Consider the following 21,353-nt stretch of genomic DNA (forward strand, 5'->3'; position numbering starts at 1 on the left):
TGCCTCCTGCCATCCGGCAGTACCGATGGAAGTGATCCCCATGAAAAGTGCATCCCTGTTCCTCTCCATTGCCGCCACGCTCGCGCTGGCCGGCTGCTCCACCCTGGCGCCGAAGAACACCGCCGTCGCTCCGGCGATTCCTGCGCAGTGGCCGGCCGAGGCCGCGCAGGGCGAGGTGGCCGATGTCGCCGCCGTCGGCTGGCGCGATTTCTTCACCGATGCGCGCCTGCAGCAGGTGATCGAGCAGTCGCTGCAGAACAACCGCGACCTGCGCGTGGCCGTGCTCAATGTCGAGCGCGCGCGTGGCCAGTACCGCGTGCAGCGCGCCGATCGCGTGCCCGGCGTGGCCGTGACCGGCCAGATGGACCGCCGTGGTACCGATGCCGGTGTCACCGAGCAGTTCAGCGCGGGCGTGGGTGTGGCCGAGTTCGAGCTGGACCTGTTCGGTCGCGTGCGCAACCTCAGCGAGGCGGCGCTGCAGCAGTACTTCGCCGTGGCTGCCAACCGCCGCAACGCGCAGCTGAGCCTGGTGGCCGAGACCGCCACCGCGTGGCTGACCTATGGGGCTGATGCGCAGCGGCTGAAGATCGCCGATGCCACGCTGAAGACCTACGAGGATTCGCTGCGCCTGGCCGAGGCCCGCCACGAACGCGGCGGCAGTTCGGCGCTGGAGCTGACCCAGACCCGTACCCTGGTCGAGACCGCACGCACCGATGCCGCGCGCCTGCGCGGCCAGCTGGCCCAGGACCGCAACGCACTGGCGCTGCTGGCCGGTGGCCAGCTCGATCCGGCACTGCTGCCGGACAGCATCGAACCGCAGCTGCTGGCGCTGGCCCCGCCGCCGGCCGGCCTGCCCAGCGACGTGCTGCTGCAGCGCCCGGACATCATGGCCGCCGAACACCAGCTGCTGGCCGCCAATGCCAACATCGGTGCGGCACGCGCAGCGTTCTTCCCGAGCATCTCGCTGACCGGCAGCATCGGCAGCGGCTCCAGCGAACTGTCCAACCTGTTCGACAGCGGCACCCGTGTGTGGAGCTTCCTGCCGAAGATCACCCTGCCGATCTTCCAGGGCGGCAAGCTGCGCGCCAACCTGGCCATCGCCAACGCGGATCGTGATATCGCACTGGCGCAGTACGAGAAGTCGATCCAGGTGGGATTCCGCGAAACGGCCGATGCGCTGGCGTTGAATGTCAGCCTGGATGAGCAGGTGAGTTCACAGCAGCGCCTGGTGGAAGCGGCCGAACAGGCCAATCGCCTGTCGCAGGCACGCTACGACGCGGGGCTGGACAGCTTTGTCACCCTGCTTGACGCGCGGCGTACCGCCTACAACGCGCAGCAGACCCAGCTGCAGGCGCAGCTGGCGCAGCAGGCCAACCGCATCACCCTGTACAAGGTGCTGGGCGGCGGCTGGCACGAGCGCGGGTAAGCAGTGCTTCTGGTAGGTGCCAACCTTGGTTGGCACGGATGCGTCAGCGCAGGCGGCTGGCCCTGTGCCAACCAAGGTTGGCACCTGCCTGGAGATCGAGGGTAGTGCCGGCCGTTGGCCGGCATTGTCATTCGGAGGCCTGCTATACCGCTTCATCGTCGCGCCGCGCCGCATGGCAGGCGCGAACGCGCGCCAGCGCATCGCCGGCTTCGCGCGCCATCTGCTCGTACTCGGCGCGGATCTCTTCCAGGCGCGCTTCATCCAGTTCTTCCAGATCCAACAGTTCGTTGTTGGCTTCGGCCGTCGCCCGGATCAGCTCGTCCAGCTTGATCTGCATCGCGGCAGTATCCGCGTTCTGCGTGTGCTGGATCAGGAACACCATCAGGAAGGTGATGATGGTGGTGCCGGTGTTGATCACCAGCTGCCAGGTGTCGTTGAAACCGAACACCGGGCCACTGATGCCCCAGATCACCACGATCGCTACTGCAGCCAGGAAGGTCCACGGCGAGCCGGTGGCGGCCGCGGCCTTCTTGGCGATCGTATTGAACAGGTTGCGTGCTTTCATCGTCGTCGTCCCACTCAGGTGACGAGGATGATCGGCAGTGGCCCGTGCAGGGGTTGTGCAGCGGCGGTCAGGCGCGCATGCGCTGCAGTCGTGGCGCCTGCAGGCTGCGCACCGGGCTGCTCTGGTAGACGTGCTGCCAGCAACGGTCGACGAACTCACGGGCCTGGGCTTCGCTCAGCCGCGGCATGATCTGCAGGGCGTATTGGGTCTGGAACATCTCGTCACGTTCGGCCTCGCTGGCGCGCGGCTGGGTGATCAGCGAATCACAGGCGAACTTGATCCACGGCACGTACGAGCCGAACGAGTTGTGCGGCAGTGCGCCTTCGGCATGTTGGCGGCGCCAGTGGTCAAGCTCGGCGTCAACGTTGATGACCGGAGGAATGGTGGGGACTTCAGCGTGCATGACAATCCAGTTCGGTTGAGTGGAAAGGGAGTGGGGGTTCATCCGAGTGTGGCGTATATGGCGGTGCATGCCGCGTCAGCGGGATGTGGAGCCTGCGTTGGCATGGCCGATCAACTGCGCATGTTCGACCGCACCGAGGTCTTCGGCCAGAGTGGCCATCGCATTGCACAGGCGTTCGTGGTCGAGCGGGTGGCGGCGGACCAGCTCCAGTTGCATGTGCTGATAGGCAGTCCAGAACGGCGCGCCGCGCCGGTGCAGCGCATATTGCTGCTGCAAGCGTTCGCGGATCGGATCGAGGATCGGGTCTGTCGTAGGGCGTACGGCGTGCGCGCACATGGCTGGCTCCGCCGGGGAACGGGTGCCCCGGTGAACCCACCGTAGGCGTGTCAGCCGCGTGGGGTGTTACCGCAATGTGTGCGCGTGGCCTGGCTGACTGTGCGCGCGGTCACGCCGATGCCCGCAAAGGCCGCCGGCACAAGGGCGCACCGGCGCTGAAGCGTTCATTAAATGTGTTGCAGAGACGAGCGCGCGTGGCTCATTCGCCGATGTCCTCGTTCCAGATGTCGGGATGACGGCTGATGAAATCGCCCAGCAGGTCCACGCATTCCTGGTTGTCCAGGTCGATCACGTTGACGCCGTTTTCGCGCAGCCAGTCGATGCCGCCCTGGAAGGTGCGCGATTCGCCCACCACCACGGTGCCGATGTTGAACTGGCGCACCAGCCCCGAGCAGTACCAGCACGGGGCCAGGGTGGTGACCATGATGGTGTCCTGGTAACGGCGCTGGCGGCCGGCCTTGCGGAAGGCGTCGGTTTCCCCATGCACCGACGGGTCGCCTTCCTGCACGCGGCGGTTGTGGCCGCAGCCGAGGAGGCGGCCGTCGTTGTGGTACAGCGCCGCGCCGATCGGCACGCCGCCCTCGGCCAGGCCCTGGCGGGCTTCGGCGATGGCGGTCTGCAGCAGGGCCTGGTAGTCGGGCGTGGTGATCATGCGGGGCTCCGGTAAGTCGTGGCCCGCCATCATACGGGCAGGGGGTGCCGCTGGCCCCCGGCGGTGCGATAATCGGGGCCATGAGCGAATCCCCCTACAAAGCCGGTACCACCCATTTCGGGTTCCGCGACGTCGCCGCCAAGGACAAGCAGAAGCTGGTCGGCCAGGTGTTCACCTCGGTCGCGCGCAACTACGACCTGATGAACGACCTGATGAGCCTGGGCGTGCACCGGGCGTGGAAGCGCTACTACGTGGCCACCGCGCAGGTGAAGCCGGGCGACCGCGTGCTCGACCTGGCCGGCGGCACCGGCGACATCGCCGCCCTGCTGAAGGAGCGCGTCGGCGCCGAGGGCTCGGTGGTGCTGGGCGACATCAACGCCGGCATGCTGTCGGTCGGCCGTGACCGCCTGACCAACCGCGGCCTCGTGCTCGGCCTGGACTACGTGCAGTGCAACGCCGAAGCCCTGCCGTTCCCGGACAACAGCTTCGATCTGGTCACCATTGCCTTCGGCCTGCGCAACGTGACCGACAAGGACGCTGGCCTGCGCGAGATGTACCGCGTGCTGAAGGTGGGCGGCCAGGCCCGCGTGCTGGAATTCTCCGAAGTCACCGCGGACTGGTTCAAGCCGATCTACGACTTCCACTCGTTCAAGATCCTGCCCAAGCTGGGCAAGCTGTTCGCCAACGATTCGGACAGCTACCAGTACCTGGCCGAGAGCATCCGCAAGCACCCGCCGCAGGACGAACTGAAGGCGATGATGGGGCAGGCCGGCTTCGAGCGCTGCCACTACAAGAACCTGACCGGCGGCATCGTCTCGATCCACTCCGGCTACAAGCTGTAAGCCCTGCTCTGGTGGGTGCCAACTTGGTTGGCACTCGCCCGCTGCGGTCATCCGCTCTGGTAGGTGCCGACCTTGGTCGGCACGGGCCTGCCGCGTGCGTTGATGGATCCGTGCCAACCAAGGTGGGCACCTGCCTGTAGATGCCAACCTTGGTTGGCATGCGCCGGAGGCGCAGGAACGGCCCCGGCCTGCATTACCCCGCACCGCGCAACGCCTGCGCGGCCGGAGGGAGGTACCATTGGGGTTTGATCCCCGTAACGGTCCCGATTCATGCGTAATCCGCTGATGCTCCTTCCGCTGGCCGTGGCCCTGGCCGCCGGCTGCTCCCAGGAGGCGGCCGCGCCCGCCGCCGCCCCGACTGCCGCAAAGGCCCCCGCCGCCCCCGTGAACGCCGAGAACCGCAGCCACGACGAAAGCTCGTACGCCGAGCCGGACAAGGTCGTCATCAAGGACATCGCACTGGATCTGAAGCTGGACTTCGACCAGAAGCAGATCGGCGGCACCGCCACCTACACCCTGGAATGGAAGCAGAAGGACGCCAGGCAGCTGGTGCTCGACACCCGCGAGCTGACCGTGTCCAAGGTCGAGGCCGTCGGTGCCGATGGCGCGCGCAGCCCGCTGCAGTTCGCGCTGGCCCCGGTCGACAAGGTGTTCGGCAGCAAGCTGACAATCGAGACCCCGGAACAGCCGGCCAAGGTGGAAGTGACCTACCACACCGCACCGACCGCCTCGGGCCTGCAGTGGCTGGCGCCGTCGATGACCGAAGGCAAGAAGCTGCCCTTCATGTTCAGCCAGTCGCAGGCCATCCACGCCCGCTCCTGGGTGCCGCTGCAGGACACCCCGAGCGTGCGTTTCACCTACAGCGCGCACGTGGTCTCGCGCCCGGACGTGATGGTGCTGATGAGCGCCGACAACGATCCGAAGGCCGCGCGTGACGGTGACTACACCTTCAAGATGCCGCAGCCGATTCCGTCCTACCTGCTGGCCATCGCCGCCGGCGACCTGGTGTTCGAGCCGATCTCCGGCCGCTCCGGCGTCTGGGCCGAGCCGACCATGGTCAACAAGGCCGCCAAGGAATTCGAAGACACCGAGAAGATGATCGGTGCCGCCGAGAAGCTCTACGGCGAATACCGCTGGGGCCGCTACGACATGCTGGTGCTGCCGCCGTCGTTCCCGTTCGGCGGCATGGAGAATCCGCGCCTGACCTTCGCCACCCCGACCGTGATCGTCGGTGACAAGTCGCTGGTCTCGCTGGTCGCCCATGAACTGGCGCACAGCTGGTCGGGCAACCTGGTGACCAACGCCAGCTGGAAGGACATCTGGCTCAATGAAGGCTTCACCACCTACGTCCAGGGCCGCATCACCGAAGCCCTGTACGGCAAGGAGATGGCCGAGATGGAGAAGCAGATCGACCAGACCGACCTGCTGGCCGAAGTGAAGGACATGAGCCCGGCCGACCAGGCGCTGGCGCTGCCGCCGCTGAACGAGCGTGACCCCGACGAAGCCCTCAGCCAGGTCGCCTACGTCAAGGGTTCGTGGTTCCTGGAATTCCTGGAGCAGCGCTTCGGCCGCGAGACCTTCGATCCGTTCCTGCGCGGCTGGTTCGATGACCATGCCTTCCAGAGCGCGAACACCGACCAGTTCGTCGCGTACATGAAGAAGAACCTGCTGCCGAAGAATCCCTCGGCAGTGACCGAGGCCGAACTGAAGGCGTGGCTGGACGAGCCGGGCATTCCGGCGTTCGCGGCCAAGGCGCAGTCGCGCAACTTCAGCAGCGTCGATACCGCGCGCATTGCCTTCGCCAGCGCCGGCACCGTGCCGAGCAGCCAGGTCATCGCCGACTGGAGCACGCAGGAATGGGTGCGCTTCATCGACGGCCTGGGTGCGACCCAGCCGCTGGACAAGCTGGCCACGCTGGACAAGGCGTTCCACTTCACCGGCACCCCGAATGGCGAGATCGCCATGCGCTGGTACCCGCTGGCGATCCGCAGCGGCTACGAGCAGGCCAATGAAGGTGCTGCCGCGTTCATCGAGCGCGTCGGCCGTCGCAAGCTGATCCTGCCGATCTACGCCGAACTGGTGAAGACCCCGAAGGGGCTGGAGCTGGCCAAGCAGGCCTTTGAAAAGGCCAAGCCGGGCTACCACCCGATCACCACGGCCTCGGTCCAGGACATGCTGGCCAAGGCTGAAGCCAAGTAACCGGTGGTGCCGGCCGCTGGCCGGCAACCGGTCACTGCTTCACCAGCTACGGCGGGGAAACCCGCCGTTGCTGTATCCGCTTTTCGCTGCCGATAGAATCGGGATGCACTCGCATAGGACCTCCGCCATGAAACGACTGATCCTGCTCACCGCCTGCACCCTGGCCCTGGCCGCCTGCAGCAACCCCGAGGAAGAGCGCAAGGCGCAGGAAGCCGCCGCGGCCGCCGTGCAGGCGCAGAAGGAAGCCAAGGCCGAGGACGTGGCCAAGCAGTACGACATGGCCGTGGCCGCGCAGGACTGGGAACGCGCGCGCCTGCATGGCGCCTCGCTGCTGGACCAGTACAAGGACACCGCCGCCGCCGAGCGCATCGCCGCGGGCTTCGACGAGGTCAAGGCCAAGGGCGATGCCGCGCGCGACCTGCGCCGCATGCAGGCGCTGTGGCGGTACAACCAGATCCCGGTGGGCAACAAGGGCAACCAGGTTTCGGCGCAGATCTACAGCAAGGAACGGGTGGACGTGGATGGCAGCGGCGCCAAGCCGGTGCAGCTGGTGTTCCGCGATCACCCGGAGTGGAAGCGGCACGCTTACCTGGTGCTGCAGGCCGGCGATTTCCGCTGCCCGCAGTGCACGGTGAAGGTGACCGTGGACGATGGCAAGCCGGTGTCGATGGCGGCCTGGCGCCCGAAGACCGATGAAGCCATCGCCCTGTTCATCACCGACCAGAAGGCGTTGTGGAAGCTGGCGCGCAAGGGCAAGTCGATCAGCATCGAGTTCCCGGTCAAGGCTGGCGGCACGCGTACGGCCGTGTTCGAGACCGGCGGTGTCGACGCCAGTCGCATGCCGCAGTGGTGGCAGTGATGATCGCGACGGGCAGCGCAGTGCACGCGTTGTCCGCGATCCGGCACTGGATCTTCGACATGGATGGTACGCTGACCGTCGCCGTGCATGATTTCGCCGCGATCCGCCGTGCGCTGCAGATCGCGGCCGAGGAGGACATCCTGGACCATATCGCAGCGTTGCCGGATGCGCCGGCGCAGGCCAAGCGTGAGTGGCTGCTGGATCACGAACGTGTGCTGGCCGAGGAGGCGCTGCCGGCGCCGGGTGCGGTGACGCTGCTGCGTGCGCTGGCAGCCGACGGTTGCCGGCTGGGCATCCTGACCCGCAACGATCATGCGCTGGCGAAGCTGACGCTGGACGCGATCGGGGTCGGGGAACTGTTCGATGATGCCGACATCGTCGGCCGTGATGAAGCGGTGCCCAAGCCCTCGCCGGATGGCCTGCAGCAGCACCTGCGGCGCTGGGGCATTGCAGCGAGGGAGGCGGTGATGGTCGGCGACCACGCCTACGACCTGGAGTGCGGCCGCGCCGCGGGCGCCCATACCGTACTGGTCAACCTGCCGGAAAACCCGTGGCCCGGCCGTGCCGACTGGCATTTCGCCGATTGCCGCGCGCTGTTGGCGGCCTGGCAGGCCGCATGACCGTGTAGAGCCGAGCCCACGCTCGGCTGCTCTGCGGTCAGATCGCGCAGGCGCGCGCAAGCCGAGCATGGGCTCGGCTCTACAGAGAGCAGGCAACGTGTCGGTCGGAAGTTCCGGTAGTGCCGGCCGCCGGCCGGCAGTGTCGACCCAGGTCGACACCCACCGAGCGATGCGCGGGCAGTTCGGTTTACGCGCCCAGCGCGTAACCGAACTGCTGCTTGAACTGCTCGTTGAACTCATCGAAGGTGAAGCGCTGGTTCTGCGTGCCCGGGTGCTCGACCTTCAGTGCGCCCATCAGGTTGCCCATGCGGCCGATGGTCAGCCAGTCGTAGCCCTTCTGGATGCCGTAGATCAGGCCGGCGCGGAAGGCGTCGCCACAGCCGGTCGGGTCGACCACGCGGCGCTCGTGCGCCGGCGGGATGTCGTAGCTCTTTTCCGGGGTGTGGATGACCGCGCCCTTCGGGCCGCGGGTGGTGATGTAGGCCTTGACCCGGCTGACGATCTCCTTTTCGTCCCAGCCGGTGCGCTCCTGCAGCAGGTTCGACTCGTAGTCGTTGACCACCACGTAGTCGGCCTGGTCGATGAAGGCGCGCAGCTCCGGGCCGTTGAACAGCGGCATGGCCTGGCCCGGGTCGAAGATGAACGGGATGCCGTCCTCGTGGAATTCCTGCGCGTTCTGGATCATGCCTTCGCGGCCGTCCGGGCCGACCAGGCCCAGGGTCACGCCCGGCACGCCGCGCACATGGTTCTCGTAGGAACGCATCATCGCGCCCGGGTGGAAGGCGGTGATCTGGTTGTTGTCGTGGTCGGTGGTGATGAACGCCTGCGGGGTGAACAGCTCATCGATCACGCGCACGCGCGACAGGTCGATGCCCAGGCCTTCGAAGTACTCGCGGTACGGGCCGAAGTCCGAACCCACGGTGCCCATCGGGATCGGCTGGCCGCCCAGCAGGTGCAGGTTGTAGGCGATGTTGCCGGCGCAGCCGCCGAACTCGCGGCGCATGCGCGGCACCAGGAAGGACACGTTCAGGATGTGCACCTTGTCCGGCAGGATGTGATTCTTGAACTGGTCCGGAAACACCATGATGGTGTCGAAGGCAAGAGAACCACAGATCAGAGCGGACATCGATGTAAGCCTATGCGGTGAATTTTGGGGTGGGCCAGCCCGGTTCAGCGGGCAAGCAAACGGCGCCCTTGGGCGCCCGACGGCGCAAAGGTTACCCGCTGGTGCCGCTCAGGGCCAGAACCGGGTGATGCCCGATCAGGCCGAAAGCCTGTGAAGACGCGGGTTCAGCTAGTTTTTTCCTTGCTCGGCGGCAGGCGGGTTGCTAGGCTTGTCGGCCTCGATTTCTGCCCATTTTTTCGCCATCCCGCGGCGGGCACGACACCCCTCAGGACTCCTTCCTCAGATGTTCAAGAAACTCCGTGGCATGTTCTCCAACGACCTGTCCATCGACCTGGGCACGGCCAACACCCTCATCTACGTGCGCGGGCAGGGGATCGTGCTGAACGAGCCGTCGGTCGTGGCCGTGCGCCAGGACCGTGCCATCGGTGGCACCCGCTCGGTGGCAGCCGTGGGCGCCGAAGCCAAGCAGATGCTGGGCCGTACCCCGGGTCACATCACCACCATCCGCCCGATGAAGGACGGCGTCATCGCCGACTTCACCTACACCGAGGCGATGCTCAAGCACTTCATCAAGAAGGTGCACAAATCGCGCGTGCTGCGCCCGAGCCCGCGCGTGCTGGTCTGCGTGCCGGCCGGCTCGACCCAGGTCGAGCGCCGCGCGATCAAGGAATCGGCCGAGGAAGCCGGTGCCCGTGACGTGTTCCTGATCGAAGAACCGATGGCGGCCGCGATCGGCGCCGGCATGCCGGTCACCGAGGCCCGTGGCTCGATGGTCATCGACATCGGCGGCGGCACCACCGAAGTGGCGGTGATCTCGCTCAACGGCATCGTCTATTCGGCCTCGGTCCGCATCGGCGGCGACCGCTTCGACGAGTCGATCACCAACTACGTGCGCCGCAACCACGGCATGCTGATCGGTGAAGCCACCGCCGAGCGCATCAAGGTCGAGCTGGGCTGCGCCTACCCGCAGGCGGAAGTGATCGAGATGGAAATCTCCGGCCGCAACCTCGCCGAGGGCGTGCCGAAGATGATCAAGATCAGCTCCAACGAGGTGCTCGAGGCCCTGCACGAGCCGCTGTCGGGCATCGTCAGCGCGGTCAAGCTGGCGCTGGAGCAGACCCCGCCGGAACTGTGCGCCGACGTCGCCGAGCGCGGCATCGTGCTGACCGGTGGTGGCGCCCTGCTGCGCGATCTGGACCGCCTGATCTCCGAGGAAACCGGCCTGCACGTGCAGGTGGCCGACGATCCGCTGACCTGCGTGGCCCGCGGTGGCGGCCGTGCGCTGGAGCTGGTGGACATGCACGGCAACGAGTTCTTTGCGCCGGAATAAGCCGTCCCGGCCGTTCCTGCCCGCCGCGCCCTTCCGGGGTGCGGCCCGCCGTGATGGCGGGCCGGCACCGGCGGGGCGCCCGCGTGTTTCCCTTTCGCCTTCTGCCAGTTGAATCGTTGCCGTGCCGCCCTACGCCGGTCCTCCCGTTGCCTCCCGATCCGGTGATGCCGCCAGCCCCCTGCGGTTGCTGGCCTATCTCGCGTTGGCCATCACCCTGATCGTGCTCGATGACCAGGCCGGCTGGCTGGCGCGCCTGCGCGAGCAGGCCAACAGCCTGGTGCAGCCGGTATGGGCGCTGGCCGGCCTGCCCGGCAAGCTCGGCAACCAGGTCAAGGATTCCGCCGCCAGCCATACCCAGCTGGTGACCGAGAATCGCGAACTGCGCAACCAGCTGCTGCTGGCCAACGCGCGCCTGACCCGCCTGCAGACCGCCGCGCTGGACAATGCCCAGCTGCGCGAACTGCTGAACGTGGCCGAGCGCAGCGGCCTGGACGTGCAGCTGGCGCCGATCCTGGACATCGACCTGGACCCGGTGAAGCAGCGCCTGGTGCTCGACGCCGGCACCCGCGAAGGCGTGCACGTCGGCCAGGCGGTGATCGATGCCGGCGGCTTGATGGGGCAGGTGATCAGCGTCACCGGCGGCACCTCCACCGTGCTGCTGCTGACCGACCCCGACCACGCGGTGCCCGTTACCGTGGCCCGCAACGGCGTGCGCCTGATCGTCTACGGCCGCGGCGACACGCTGGAGCTGCGCGACATTCCGCTCAGCGCCGGCGTGGAAGTGGGCGATGAGATCGTTACCTCCGGCCTCGGCGGGCGCTTCCCGGCCGGCTTCCCGGTCGGCACCATCACCGGCCTGCGCCCGGACGACACCCACGCCTTCCTGGTCGGCGAACTGAAGCCGGCGGCCCAGCTCGACCGCGGCCGCGACGTGCTGCTGCTGCGCCCGGGCGCGGCGATCCGCATTCCGCCGGAACTGCGCCTGCAGCTGGAAGAACCCGCCCCGGGGGGGCCGGCCACCGGCGCCAGCGTGCCTGCGGGAGCCGCGCCAGCGGCAACGACGCCGGCTCCGGCCAGCTCCCCGGTAGTGCCGGCCGCTGGCCGGCAACAGCCCTCGTCGCAAACGAGGACTGTTGCCCGCGCATCCTCGCCTGATCCTGCTGCTCCGGTAGTGCCGGCCGCTGGCCGGCAACCGACCACGCCGGAGGCCCAGCGATGAGCCGCCTGCGCGACAACCCGTGGGTGCTGCCGGCCAGCCTGGTGGTGGCGCTGCTGCTGGGCCTGCTGCCGTTGCCGGCGCTGCTGCAGCCGCTGCGCCCGTACTGGCTGGCGCTGGTGCTGGCGTACTGGGTCATCGAAGCCCCCGAGCGCGTCGGCCTGGGCATCGCCTTCGCCAGCGGCGTGGTTGCCGACCTGCTGTACGGCGGCGTGCTGGGCGAACAGGCGCTGCGGCTGGTGATGCTGGCCTTCATCCTGCAGCGCTTCCGCGCCCGCATCCGCTTCTTCCCGATGTCCCAGCAGATGCTGGCCATCGGCGGCCTGCTGTTCAACGACCGTATCGTCAGCGCGCTGGTCCACATCGTGGTGGATGAGCCGACCCTGCCGTGGTCGTACTGGTGGGCACCGCTGCTGGGCATGGGCCTGTGGCCGCTGGTGTTCGTGCTGCTGGACGCGGTGCGCTTCGGCAAGCGCGGGCGCTGAGCCATGATCCCGCGCCGCCAGGTCAAGAACCCGCACGCCGAAGCCGAACAGTTCCGCCGCCGCGCGGCGCTGGGCTTCCTGGGCGTGCTGGTCTGCCTGCTGGGCCTGGGCGGCTGGTACTTCAAGCTGCAGGTGCTGGACCACGACGTCTATGCCACGCGCTCGGAAGCCAACCGCATCAAGCCGCGGCCGGTGGTGCCCGGGCGCGGCATGATCTACGACCGCAATGGCCGCCTGCTGGCCGAGAACGTGCCGGCCTTCCGCCTGGACGTGACCCCGGACAAGGTCAAGGACATGGACGCCACCCTGGAAGGGCTGGCGAAGATCATCAACATCAGCCCGGAAGAGCTGGAAGCGTTCAACAAGTCGCGCAAGGCGCGCCGCAAGTTCCTGCCGGTCACGCTGAAGCTGCGCATGAGCGACGAGGAGATGGCGCGCTTCGCGGTCGACCGCTGGCGCTTCCCCGGCGTCGAGCTGGAGCCCTACCTGACCCGCCGCTACCCCTACGGCGATCTGTTCGCGCACATCATCGGCTACGTTGGCCGCGTTGATGACAAGGATCTGGAGATCCTCGGCGAAGGCAATGCCGCGCTGACCCACATCGGCAAGTCCGGCCTGGAGCGTTACTACGAGCAGCAGCTGCGCGGCAAGGTCGGCTACGAGCAGGTCGAGACCAACGTGCAGGGGCGCGCGATCCGCACCATCGGCCGCGTCGCCGCGCAGTCCGGCGCCGACCTGCGGCTGTCGATCGACGCCGACCTGCAGCGCGCCATGGTGGCCGCCTTCGGCGACCAGGAAGGCTCGGCGGTGGCGATGGACCCGCGCACCGGCGAAGTGCTGGCGATGGTCAGCCTGCCGTCCTACGACCCCAACCTGTTCGTCAACGGCATCTCGCATGCCGACTTCAAGGCGCTGAACGAAAACCCGTCGCGGCCGCAGTTCAACCGCCTGGTGCTCGGTGGCGTCGCCCCCGGTTCCACGCTGAAGCCGCTGATCGGCCTGGCCGGCCTGGATTCGGGCGTTCGACGCCCGGAAGACAAGGTGCTGTCCACCGGCATGTTCTATCTGCCGGGCACTTCCCGCGGCTGGGGTGACGCCCACCGTGGCGGCCATGGCTGGACCGACCTGCGCAAGTCCATCGCCGAATCGGTCAACACCTACTACTACAAGCTGGCGCTGGACCTGGGCATCGAGCGCTTCGACCATTACATGGAGTACTACGGCTTCGGCCAGCCGACCGGCATCGACCTCACCGGCGAGATCGGCGGCATCCTGCCGTCGCCGGCCTACAAGCGGAAGAGCCGCAAGGAAGCCTGGTACCCCGGTGATACGGTCAACATCAGCATCGGCCAGGGTGACTGGAAGGTCACCCCGCTGCAGCTGGCGCGCGGCGTCAGCGGTCTGGCCGATGGCCAGCTGCGCACCCCGCACCTGGTGATCCAGCAGCGCGAGGGTTTCGACAGCGACTGGTCGGCGATGCCGGCTGGCGAGAGCAAGCCGGTCAGCCCCAACCCCGCCAACGTGCAGGCCGTGCGCGAGGGCATGATGGCGACCATGCGGCCCGGCGGCAGCGGCTGGCGCGTGGCGGTGGGTGCGCCGTACGTGATGGCCGGCAAGACCGGTACCGCGCAGGTCATCAGCCGAAAGGGCACGGCGGCAGTGAATCCGAAGAGCCTGCCGATGCACCTGCGCCATCGCGCGCTGTTCGTCGGCTTCGCACCGGTGGAAAACCCGGTGATCGCGATCGCGGTGGCCGTGGAAGGCGGCGGCTATGGTGGTTCGGCGGCCGCGCCGATCGCACGCAAGGTGTTCGACGCCTACCTGCTGGGCAAGATGCCCGAAGGCATGCAGCCACTGGACAGCGAGCGCGGCACCACCGCCATCGGCGCCACCGCGTTCGACAACGAAGATGCCGGCGCGCGCCAGGCTGGCGACCTCGCCGCGGCGCAGCTGGGTGAACATCCGGTGCTGGTCGGCGTGCCGGCGCCGGAACCTGTACCCGCACCGCAGCCGGCGACGCCGGCCGCCGCCGTGTTGCCCGCCACGCCACGCCCGACCGTCGCGGAGCCCGTACGATGAGAGTGTTCCTGCGCTGGGCCGGCGACATGCTGCGCCGCTTCTTCAGCACGCTGGACTGGGTGCTGTGCCTGGCCCTGGGGACGCTGATGGTGATCGGCCTGGCCACCCTGAAGAGCGCCGGTGGCGACAGCCTGGTGATGGCCCAGGGCGCGCGCTTCGCCGTGGGCATGGCCGCGCTGTGGGGCATCTCGCGGGTGCCGATCCTGCGCATCCGCTCGGCTACGCCGATGATCTACGCGATCTCGATGATCCCGTTGCTGGCGGTGTTCGTGCTGGGCACCGGCAAGTACGGCCGGCAGTGGCTGGACCTGAAGTTCTTCTACCTGCAGCCGGCCGAGCTGCTGAAGGTCAGCCTGCCGATGATGGTGGCCTGGTACCTGCACAAGATGCCGCTGCCGCCGCGCTTCAACACCGTGCTCGTGGCCCTGGTCATCATCGGCGTGCCCACCGGCCTGGTGATGCTGCAGCCGGACTTCGGTACTGGTGTGCTGATCGCTGCCAGTGGCGTGTTCGTGCTGTTGTTGGCCGGCCTGCCGTGGTGGTGGGTCGGCCTGGGCGTGGGTGGCGTGGCCGCGGTCGCGCCGGTGGCCTGGTTCTGGTTGCTGCGGCCGTACCAGAAGGACCGCATCATGATGTTCCTGGACCCGGAGATGGATGCGCTGGGGGCCGGGTGGAACATCATCCAGTCGAAGATCGCGATCGGTTCCGGCGGCTTCGATGGCAAGGGCTGGGGCGAGGGCTCGCAGTCGCACCTGAACTTCATTCCCGAACAGACCACCGACTTCGCGTTCTCGGTGCTGAGCGAGGAGTTCGGCTGGATCGGCGTGGCCACCGTGCTGGCGCTGTACCTGGTGGTGATCGGGCGCTGCCTGTGGATCGCCAGCCAGTCGCGCGATTCGTATTCGCGCCTGCTGGCCGGCGCCACCGGCCTGGCGTTCTTCGTCTATGTGCTGGTGAACGGCGGGATGATTTCCGGCCTGCTGCCGGTGGTGGGCGTGCCGATGCCGCTGATCAGCTACGGCGGTACCTCGGCGGTGTCACTGCTGGCCGGCTTCGGATTGGTGATGGCGGTGCGCAGTCACAACCCGGTGCACGGCGGCTACGGCTGAGTACGGCGTCGGGGTCAGATCCCTTTTTCCACAGGGAAAAGGGATCTGACCCCACAGCCCGGCTACGGAGATCAGAAGCACCCTGACAGCTTCACGCAAGCGCCCGTTGCTAGCGTGCTGCGCGTGGAATGGAAACGACTGTTTGGCGGCTGCCGTGAGGCAGTGCGCACGATCGATCTGCCGTTGCTGGTCGCATTGCTGATCCTGATGGGCGCGGGCCTGGCGGTGCTGCACAGTGTGTCCGGGCCGGTGGCCGGGCAGGCGGCGCGCTTTGCGGGTGGACTGCTGGCGATGTGGCTGCTGTCACGTGTTTCGCTGCTGCGCCTGCGCGCGTGGACACCAGCGTTGTACGCGCTGTCGATGCTGCCGCTGATGGCGGTGTATGTGATCGGCACCGGCAAATATGGGCAGCGCTGGCTCAACCTCGGCGTGTTCTACCTGCAACCGTCGGAGCTGCTCAAGCTCAGCCTGCCGTTGATGATGGCCTGGTACCTGCACCGGCAACCGCTGCCGCCGTCGCCGCGCACGGTACTGACCGCCGCGGTGCTGATCGGCGCGCCGGCGGTGTTGATCCTGATGCAGCCCAACCTCGGCACCGCCACGCTGGTCACCGCCAGCGGCGTGTTCGCGTTGTTGCTGGCGGGCCTGCACTGGGGCTGGGTGGCGACCGGCGCGGCGGGGCTGGCAGTGGCCGCGCCGCTGGCGTGGTTCGGTCTGCTGCGTCAGTACCAGAAGGATCGTGTGTTGACCTTCCTCGACCCGGCGGCCGACCCCCTGGGCACCGGCTGGAACATCCTGCAGTCACGCATCGCGATCGGCTCCGGGGGATGGCAGGGACGCGGCTGGGGGCAGGGCACCCAGGCCACGCTGGATTTCCTCCCCGAATACACCACCGACTTCGCGTTTTCGGTGCTGGCCGAAGAGTTCGGCTGGATCGGCGTGGCGACGCTGTTCGCGCTGTACCTGTTCGTGGTCGGGCGTTGCCTGTGGACTGCCGTGCACGCGCGCGACACGCATGCACGGTTGCTGGCCGGCAGCCTGGGGCTGGCGTTCTTCGTCTACGTGCTGGTGAACGGCGGAATGATTTCCGGCCTGCTGCCGGTGGTGGGCATTCCGATGCCGCTGATCAGCTACGGCGGGACATCGGCGGTTTCGCTGTTGGCCGGCATCGGGTTGGTGATGGCGGTACGCGGGCACCGGCCCGTGCACGGGGGATAGGGTTTCCAGCCAACGGCGCAGCCCCTCGTGGGTGGTGTCTGGGTGGCTGCGGAAAGCAGAAGCCGCGGGTGGGCCGGTCGGGTTGGGTACGCGGGGGACGCCGTGAATCCGTCCCTGGAGGCTTGGCAGCCGCATCCATGCGGCTGACACCCCCGCGTACCCAACCCGACCGGCTTCTGACAGATTTCGGAGGTCTGCCACCCACGGAGAAGAAAAAGAAGATCAAAAGCCGATCGCGACGCTGCGCTTGCTCGTGAGCCGAGCATGGCTCGGCTCTACACACGGCAATGAAGCGACCCGTCAGGCCGCCTTTGCTTTTGATCTTCTCTTTACTTCGCCGTGGGTAGACGCGCACGGAACCTGTCCGTGGCCGGGTAGACGGGCTGCGCAGGGGCGTGAGCCGCATGGATGCGGCGACCGAGCTTACATGGACGTACTTGCAGCGGCCCCTGCGCAGCCCGTCTACCCGGCCCCACCCATGAACTGCTTTTCGCGGCCACCCACGAGGGGCTGCGCCATTGGCTGGAAACTTCCTGACTGCGCAACGCCCGTTGTGTAAGCGTTCTCACACCGATGCACGACAGCACGCCCGCTGACGAAAGTCCGCAAAAAACGTTAGCTGGTTCACACTTTTACACCGCGTTGATCTTGATCAATGGACTTGTCGTAATCGGCCTGCACAATGGCGGCCCGTTCGGCACGGCGCGCCGTCAATCGTTGCAGCGCGAGGGGGCGTCGGGCGGGAAGCAGTACTGATCCAACGGGTACAGGGAGCGCGGGGTACTGCCACTGGGGAGCGGCAGCCGCGCAGGTACCGACCGGATCCGGTCGCCGGTTGCGTCTGCGGGGATGGGGACGCAACCGGCAACCTCCATCTGAATGGGGAAGGGCGATCACGGTGCCTTCACATTTCCCGCTGGTCGCAGGCAAATCGTTGTGATTCATGGTGTTAGGGGTTTTAATTCATCCATGACCTGCTAACCTGCGACGATGATTCGACGCACTCTGGCCTGCATGCTCACCCTCGGCCTGGTCGCCTGCGCGACCCAGCCGAAGTCCCCACCGTCTTCGCCCCAGGCCAGCAGTACGCCGCGCCAGCCCGCCGCCAAGGCCCATGGCCCGGCCGAGGCCGCGCCTGAAGCCACCGCCGCCACCGCGGCGCCTGTCGATCTCACCCCGGTGCCGTTCGAGGTCGCACGGGCCCGCTTCATTGCCGATACCGCCAAGCGCTATGGCCTGAAGCCGGAGCAGATCAGCAGCGTGCTCGACCAGGCGCAGGTGCGCCAGCCGATCATCGCCGCGATGTCGCGCCCGGCCGAACGGGTCAAGCCGTGGAATGAGTACCGGCCGATGTTCATCAGCAAGGCGCGCATCGATGGCGGCCGCGCGTTCCTGGCCGAACACCGCGCCGAACTGGATCGCGTGCAGCAGCGCACCGGCGTGCCGGCCGAAGTGATCGTCGCGATCATCGGTGTGGAAACCAGCTACGGCAGGAATGCTGGCAGCCATCGCGTGCTCGATGCGCTGTACACGCTGGCGTTCTATTACCCGCGCAGCGGCGACCCGGCCAAGCTGGAACGCGAAGTGCGCCGCGAGCTGTTCTTCCGCGATGAGCTGGCCAAGCTGTTCGAGTTGGGCCACGAAGAGAAACTGGATATCACCACGCTCAAGGGCAGTTATGCCGGTGCGATGGGCATGGGCCAGTTCATGCCGTCCAGCTATCTCGACTACGCCGTGGACGGAAACGGTGATGGCCGCCGCGACCTGTTCACCAGCTACGACGACGTGTTCTCGTCCATCGCCAACTACTTCGTGAAGAAGGGCGGCTGGGTGCGTGGCGGGCAGGTGGCCGTGCCGGCCACGCTGGCGCCGGGCCGCGAGGAGTTCAACCCGACCGAATGGATGCCGACCTGGACGATGGCCGACCTGGCGCAGCGCGGCTACCAGCCGGGCGCGCCGGTGCAGCCGGGCGCCACCGCCACGCCGATCACGCTTGAAGGCAGCACCGGCAAGCAGTACTGGCTGGGCTTCCAGAACTACTACGCGATCACCCGCTACAACCTCTCGAAGATGTACGCGATGGCCGTGTTCCAGTTGTCCCAGGCCATCGCCGGACAGGAGCTGCCCCCGGCATGAACATCAGATGGCTGGTCCCAGGCTTGATCGTCCTCGCGCTGGCTGCCTGCAGCAGCGCGCCGAAGAAGCCGGCCACGGCCGGCCATGGTGGCAAGTCCGGCGGCACGCTGGTGCAGGGGCGTGGCTCGCGCCCGGCACACTGCCCGGAAGGGTCACCGTACGCGGCGGCCAAGGAAGACCTGAGCACGCGCGGCAACTACACTGCCGGTGGCCTGTACAAGCCGGGCGTGCGTGACAGCACGCCGGATTACATTCCCAACGTGGCCTGCATTCCCGAGCCGGAAGTGACCGCCGAGGAGCGCTCGGCGATCGGCAACAAGTCGCCGTACGTGGTGCTGGGGAAGTCGTACAAGGTGCTCGACGATACCCACGACTATGTCGAGCGCGGTACCGCGTCGTACTACGGCGCCAAGTTCCATGGCCGCCTGACCTCCAACCGCGAGGTCTACGACATGTACCAGTTCACCGCCGCGCACAAGACGCTGCCGCTGCCCAGCTTCGCCCGCGTGACCAACCTCGACAATGGCGAGTCGGTGATCGTGCGCGTCAACGACCGCGGCCCGTTCCACGATGGTCGCGTGGTCGATCTCAGTTATGCCGCCGCCGTGCGCCTGGGCATCACCCAGCGCGGTACCGGCAACGTGGAAGTGCGCGCGCTGCAGCCGGGCGAGAGCAACCTGCTGGCGCAGAAGCCGTCCCGCCGCGAGCGTCGTGCCGCCGAAGCGGCAGCTGCGGTGGCCAGTGCACGCCCGGCAGCGACCGCGCGCGCCACTGCCGACAGCGATATCGATCGCCTGGTCAAGCGCCTGCCGGCCGATGGCATGCCGGCACGCGGCCAGCCGGCCACCACCCAGGGCGTGGCCAGCACCGTGCCGGAGGTGGCGGTCAGCAGCCTGCCGCCGAGTGCACCGCTGCGCAGCACCGCACCGGCGCCGGTTGCAGTCGCCAGCGCCGCGCCGCGCGCCGTCGCGCCGGCACCCGTGCGCACCGTCGCCGCCACGCCGGCGGCACCCAGCCTGTCGCAGCAGGTGGTGGGCGCGGTGATGGTGCAGGTCGCCAGCTTCTCCAGTCGCGACAACGCCAACCGTGCGATGGGCCAGCTCAACGCTGCCGGCATCGTCGGCGCGACCATCAGCGACATCGCCGCCGGTGGCCGCACCCTGTTCCGTCTGCGCGTTCCTGCCACCGACCATGCCAGTGCCGCGGAACTTGCCGGCCGCATCGCCGGTCTGGGCCTGGGTTCGCCGCAGATCGTCAAGGATTGATCCGCCCGGGCCGGTGCTGCCGGCCCAGGCTCCCCCGGCCTTACAATGGCCGTTACGTTCCACCCTCCATTCCCGGCCGTCCCCTGGAGCCTGCTGTCCAATGAATTTCCGTTCCGCCGCCACCGCCCTGGCCGCCACCCTGGTGGTGGGCCTGGCTTCCGCCCAGACGCCGCTGCCGACCCCGGCCACGCCGGCGCCTGCCGCCGCCGCTGCCGCCCCGGCCACCGTCGCGACCCCGCCGGCCCCGGCCCCGAGCGTGTCCAAGGCCTGGGTCCTGATGGACTACGCCACCGGCCAGGTGCTGGCCGGCGAGAACATCCACGAGCAGCTGGCCCCGGCCAGCATCACCAAGGTGATGACGTCGTACGTCGTTGCCGCCGAGGTCAAGAACGGCAAGGTCCGTGCAGATGACCAGGTGATGATGAGCGAGCGCGCCTGGCGCGAAGGTGGCGCCGGTACCGACGGCAGCTACAGCGGCTTCCCGGTCAACCAGACCGCACGCCTGGAAGACATGGAAAAGGGCATGGCGATCCAGTCCGGCAATGACGCCGCGATCGCCCTGGCCGAGCATGTGGCCGGCAGCGAAGAGGCCTTTGCGTCGCTGATGAACAGCTACGCCGCCAAGATCGGCATGAAGGACTCGCACTTCGTCAACGCCCACGGCCTGACCGCACAGGGCCACCACAGCACCGCCTACGACCTGGCGCTGCTGGGCCGCGCGATGGTGCGTGATTACCCGGAAACCTACGCGTATAACAAGATCAAGGAATTCCAGGTCGGCAACATCAAGCAGCCGAACCGCAACCTGCTGCTGTGGCGCGATGGCAGCGTGGATGGCATCAAGACCGGCCACACGTCCGAAGCCGGCTACTGCCTGATGAGCTCGGCCCAGCGTGGCGACCAGCGCCTGATCTCCGTAGTGCTGGGTGGTGCGTCGGAGAAGCAGCGTGCCGACGACAGCCTGGCCCTGCTGAACTGGGGCTTCCGCTTCTTCGAGACCCATCGCCTGTACGAGCCGGGCAAGGCCGTGGCCGAGCACAAGGTCTGGAAGGGCACCACCGACAAGGTACAGCTGGGCGTGGCCCAGCCGATGCTGGTGAGCGTGCCGCGCGGCCGCTACAACGACCTGAAGCCGAGCATCGACGTGCCCAAGACCCTGGAAGCACCGTTCACTGCCGGCCAGCAGATCGGCACCGTGAAGGTCACGCTGGATGGCAAGGTCATCGCCGAGGCACCGCTGGTGGCCGTGGCCGCCGTCGAGCAGGCCGGCTTCTTCAAGCGCCTGTGGGACAGCTTCTGGATGTGGTGGGAATCGGAATGATCCACGCCTTTGCGTGGTGAACGAAAAGGCCGGCAAATGCCGGCCTTTTCTGTTTCGGAAGGCCGCTTCCCCCCGCACGCGGGGGGGTAGAGCCGGCCGCTGGCCGGCTCCGCATGAGCCCACCCAGATGCGGGTCGTGCCGGCCGCTGGCCGGCTCCCCAGCAAC

The 21,353-nt window shown here is 67.7% G+C and carries 20 protein-coding genes; 14 read left to right on the top strand and 6 right to left on the bottom strand.

Going from position 1 to position 21,353, the window contains the following annotated elements; all coding sequences use genetic code 11:
* The first annotated feature begins 25 nt into the window (after positions 1-25).
* Positions 26-1,426: a multidrug efflux RND transporter outer membrane subunit SmeF gene (gene smeF / locus AC5P8F_RS04865; protein WP_115444190.1), complete on the top strand. Its 1,401-nt coding sequence runs from the start codon at positions 26-28 to the stop codon at positions 1,424-1,426.
* A gap of 142 nt (positions 1,427-1,568) precedes the next feature.
* Here the strand turns inward: smeF and AC5P8F_RS04870 are convergent, their stop codons facing one another.
* The 4 genes from AC5P8F_RS04870 to AC5P8F_RS04885 form a co-directional block, all read right to left on the bottom strand.
* Positions 1,569-1,991, bottom strand: coding sequence for a low affinity iron permease family protein (locus AC5P8F_RS04870; RefSeq protein ID WP_032961193.1), 423 nt, complete (start codon positions 1,989-1,991; stop codon positions 1,569-1,571).
* 67 nt (positions 1,992-2,058) lie between these two features.
* Entirely contained in the window at positions 2,059-2,394 is a 336-nt protein-coding gene (locus tag AC5P8F_RS04875; protein ID WP_005411085.1) for a hypothetical protein, read from the bottom strand.
* A gap of 75 nt (positions 2,395-2,469) precedes the next feature.
* Complete coding sequence (locus AC5P8F_RS04880) at positions 2,470-2,730, bottom strand: hypothetical protein (protein WP_014648454.1); 261 nt, start codon at positions 2,728-2,730, stop codon at positions 2,470-2,472.
* A gap of 199 nt (positions 2,731-2,929) precedes the next feature.
* Positions 2,930-3,382 carry a nucleoside deaminase gene (locus tag AC5P8F_RS04885; RefSeq protein ID WP_005419409.1) on the bottom strand — a complete coding sequence of 151 codons (453 nt, stop codon included), beginning with the start codon at positions 3,380-3,382 and terminating at the stop codon, positions 2,930-2,932.
* 80 nt (positions 3,383-3,462) lie between these two features.
* Here AC5P8F_RS04885 and ubiE point away from each other — a divergent pair, with 80 nt between their 5' ends.
* The 4 genes from ubiE to AC5P8F_RS04905 all read left to right on the top strand — a co-directional run bounded on the left by ubiE (position 3,463) and on the right by AC5P8F_RS04905 (position 7,902).
* The gene (gene ubiE / locus AC5P8F_RS04890) at positions 3,463-4,224 is read left to right on the top strand and encodes a bifunctional demethylmenaquinone methyltransferase/2-methoxy-6-polyprenyl-1,4-benzoquinol methylase UbiE (RefSeq protein WP_005411082.1); all 762 of its coding nucleotides are present in this window, start codon (positions 3,463-3,465) and stop codon (positions 4,222-4,224) included.
* Positions 4,225-4,494: 270 nt separating this feature from the next.
* Complete coding sequence (locus tag AC5P8F_RS04895; RefSeq protein ID WP_041863838.1) at positions 4,495-6,423, top strand: M1 family metallopeptidase; 1,929 nt, start codon at positions 4,495-4,497, stop codon at positions 6,421-6,423.
* Between the two features lie 127 nt (positions 6,424-6,550).
* On the top strand, positions 6,551-7,282 hold the full coding sequence (locus AC5P8F_RS04900) for a hypothetical protein (protein ID WP_495227657.1): 732 nt from the start codon (positions 6,551-6,553) through the stop codon (positions 7,280-7,282).
* Positions 7,282-7,902: an HAD family hydrolase gene (locus tag AC5P8F_RS04905; RefSeq protein ID WP_049439974.1), complete on the top strand. Its 621-nt coding sequence runs from the start codon at positions 7,282-7,284 to the stop codon at positions 7,900-7,902. Before AC5P8F_RS04900 ends, AC5P8F_RS04905 begins: the two co-directional genes overlap by 1 nt.
* 187 nt (positions 7,903-8,089) lie before the next feature.
* Here AC5P8F_RS04905 and AC5P8F_RS04910 read toward each other — a convergent pair whose 3' ends face one another.
* Positions 8,090-9,028, bottom strand: coding sequence for a carbohydrate kinase family protein (locus tag AC5P8F_RS04910; protein ID WP_005411078.1), 939 nt, complete (start codon positions 9,026-9,028; stop codon positions 8,090-8,092).
* Positions 9,029-9,311: 283 nt separating this feature from the next.
* Between AC5P8F_RS04910 and AC5P8F_RS04915 the strand changes: the two genes are divergently transcribed.
* From AC5P8F_RS04915 to rodA (AC5P8F_RS04940), 6 genes are all read left to right on the top strand, one after another.
* Positions 9,312-10,358 carry a rod shape-determining protein gene (locus AC5P8F_RS04915; protein WP_005419402.1) on the top strand — a complete coding sequence of 349 codons (1,047 nt, stop codon included), beginning with the start codon at positions 9,312-9,314 and terminating at the stop codon, positions 10,356-10,358.
* Positions 10,359-10,479: 121 nt separating this feature from the next.
* Positions 10,480-11,577, top strand: a complete 1,098-nt coding sequence (gene mreC / locus AC5P8F_RS04920; RefSeq protein WP_495227659.1) for a rod shape-determining protein MreC — start codon at positions 10,480-10,482, stop codon at positions 11,575-11,577.
* Entirely contained in the window at positions 11,574-12,059 is a 486-nt protein-coding gene (mreD, locus tag AC5P8F_RS04925; protein WP_005419400.1) for a rod shape-determining protein MreD, read from the top strand. Before mreC ends, mreD begins: the two co-directional genes overlap by 4 nt.
* Before the next feature lie 3 nt (positions 12,060-12,062).
* Positions 12,063-14,138, top strand: a complete 2,076-nt coding sequence (gene mrdA / locus AC5P8F_RS04930) for a penicillin-binding protein 2 (RefSeq protein WP_075076653.1) — start codon at positions 12,063-12,065, stop codon at positions 14,136-14,138.
* Complete coding sequence (gene rodA / locus AC5P8F_RS04935; RefSeq protein WP_014648447.1) at positions 14,135-15,247, top strand: rod shape-determining protein RodA; 1,113 nt, start codon at positions 14,135-14,137, stop codon at positions 15,245-15,247. Before mrdA ends, rodA (AC5P8F_RS04935) begins: the two co-directional genes overlap by 4 nt.
* Before the next feature lie 123 nt (positions 15,248-15,370).
* Positions 15,371-16,465 carry a rod shape-determining protein RodA gene (rodA, locus tag AC5P8F_RS04940; RefSeq protein WP_197605685.1) on the top strand — a complete coding sequence of 365 codons (1,095 nt, stop codon included), beginning with the start codon at positions 15,371-15,373 and terminating at the stop codon, positions 16,463-16,465.
* A 624-nt stretch (positions 16,466-17,089) separates the two neighbouring features.
* Here rodA (AC5P8F_RS04940) and AC5P8F_RS04945 read toward each other — a convergent pair.
* Complete coding sequence (locus AC5P8F_RS04945) at positions 17,090-17,410, bottom strand: DUF8588 domain-containing protein (RefSeq protein ID WP_414615787.1); 321 nt, start codon at positions 17,408-17,410, stop codon at positions 17,090-17,092.
* A gap of 45 nt (positions 17,411-17,455) precedes the next feature.
* Here AC5P8F_RS04945 and mltB point away from each other — a divergent pair, with 45 nt between their 5' ends.
* The 3 genes from mltB (at position 17,456) to AC5P8F_RS04960 (ending at position 21,187) form a co-directional block, all read left to right on the top strand.
* Complete coding sequence (gene mltB, locus AC5P8F_RS04950; protein WP_032957863.1) at positions 17,456-18,601, top strand: lytic murein transglycosylase B; 1,146 nt, start codon at positions 17,456-17,458, stop codon at positions 18,599-18,601.
* Positions 18,598-19,866, top strand: coding sequence for a septal ring lytic transglycosylase RlpA family protein (locus tag AC5P8F_RS04955; RefSeq protein WP_014648444.1), 1,269 nt, complete (start codon positions 18,598-18,600; stop codon positions 19,864-19,866). The genes mltB and AC5P8F_RS04955 overlap by 4 nt, the downstream gene beginning before the upstream one ends.
* 100 nt (positions 19,867-19,966) lie before the next feature.
* On the top strand, positions 19,967-21,187 hold the full coding sequence (locus AC5P8F_RS04960; protein WP_495227661.1) for a D-alanyl-D-alanine carboxypeptidase family protein: 1,221 nt from the start codon (positions 19,967-19,969) through the stop codon (positions 21,185-21,187).
* Positions 21,188-21,353: the final 166 nt, after the last annotated feature.

This window comes from Stenotrophomonas sp. YJH_SMC_69 (genome assembly GCF_059370495.1).